This is a genomic window from Pseudomonas sp. BS-2016, from assembly GCF_001806145.1.
Lineage (GTDB): Bacteria > Pseudomonadota > Gammaproteobacteria > Pseudomonadales > Pseudomonadaceae > Aquipseudomonas > Aquipseudomonas lundensis.
In genome coordinates, this window is record NZ_MLCT01000139.1 from 1 (window position 1) to 1,584 (window position 1,584).

The following is a 1,584-nucleotide window of genomic DNA, read 5'->3' on the forward strand; positions in this document are numbered from 1 at the left end:
CTGGGCCTGGTGCGAGACGTTGCCAAACACATCGAAATTCACCGCCAACTGGTAATAGGTGCGTTCCAGCAGTGGGTAGTCGAACAGCCACATCGTCTGCGGAACCTCGCCAATCAGGCCCTTGGTCACCGAGGCGCTGTCGAAATGGCGGAAAATGCTCAACAAGGCATTGTCATTGCCCGCCCACAATGTCGACCAGCTCGGCGCCGGCAGGTCTGCATAGTTGTCACGGCGCAAGGCTTCGTACTGGTTGCGCTTGTCGCGATAGGCCAGCCACAGGCTCAGCACACTGCCCACATCGTCATTCTGCCCGGGCATGGCCAGCAACGGCGTGGCCTGGCCGCGATAACGCGCATCGGTGACGTACAGATCGTGGTCGGGGTCCTGGAACAGCGTCCAGAAGTTATCGCGGATCACGTCCGTGGCGATCTGCCCACGGCACACCGGCCCGCGAATGAAAGTACGCACGAAGTACTCAGCGTTATCGAGCATGAATTGGTAACGCGCTTTAGCCGGGATGGCTTCGAATGTCGCGAACGGGTTGGCGCGGCTGCCGGGGCCGTAGCCTGGCAAGGCCGTGACTTGCCAGTCGGCGGCGTAGAACAATGCCTTGATCCGCGCCATCTTCGCCGCGCTGAAGGGGTAAGTGATGTGGGTTTTATGCACGACCACGCCCTGCACCGGCCACAGGCGGTAGTACACCTGGGTGCCGGGGTCGTCGTTGGGGCGACGGGTGGCGATCAGGTCAATCGGCTGGCCACTGGGCGTACGCGAACGCACCCACTGGAAATAATGCCCCGGCTCGCCGTTCTCGAAATAGATATGCGCCAGGAACAAATGCTCGAACAGCCAGCGCGCCACCAGGCTTTCCCGGGCGCCCGGCTGGTTGAACAGGTTTTCCCACTGTTGCACTTGCAACGCTTCCCTGGCGCTCGGCGCCAGGCCCTGCTCGTCAATCGGCGCGCCGGAGGCCAGCCAGCGTTGCAAAGTCTGGTACTGCTGATCGGTCAGGCCGGTGACCGCCAGCGGCATGCCTTCCTTGGGGTGAGCGCCGGCATAGGCATTGAACTCGCCGGGCGTTGCGCACATATTTTCGCGGTTGAGCCCCAGCACAATGTTGTCGGGCAGCTTGGCATTGGGCGCCAGCGGCGCGTTGTGCCCCAGCTCCAGCATGCGCGCCATCAGCGCAGCCTGGCTGCCCTGGGCGTCCAGCACCGAATAGAAGCCCTTCTGCTGCCACGCCTGCTTACCGAATGCGTCATAAAACAACCGCGTAGTTGGCGTGGCCTGGCTGCGCTCGCCGTCATACACCGGCATTTTGCTTGCCCCGCGTGCGGCGCCCTCGGCGCTCCCGAGGTTGAGCTGGCAGGCGGAGTCGTAGCAGGCGTGGCAGGCCACGCATTTCTCGGTGAAGATCGGTTGGATATCGCGGGTATAGGAAATCGCCGAAGCGGGACCCTCTGCCTGCGCAGTACTGGCTATCAAGGCCAGGACGGCGCTGACGATCAAACGAAGTGACATGTATCGGGTCCCGATTCAAGGCGTGCGGTCTGTGAAATGGCGGTGATTCTACCGGGCCATGAC

1 protein-coding gene is annotated in these 1,584 nt (G+C 62.5%); it reads right to left on the bottom strand.

Going from position 1 to position 1,584, the window contains the following annotated elements; all coding sequences use genetic code 11:
- Positions 1-1,521, bottom strand: a 1,521-nt coding sequence (locus BKD70_RS23070) for a fatty acid cis/trans isomerase (protein ID WP_070415473.1), incomplete at its 3' end; no start/stop codon positions are given.
- Between the last annotated feature and the right edge of the window lie 63 nt (positions 1,522-1,584).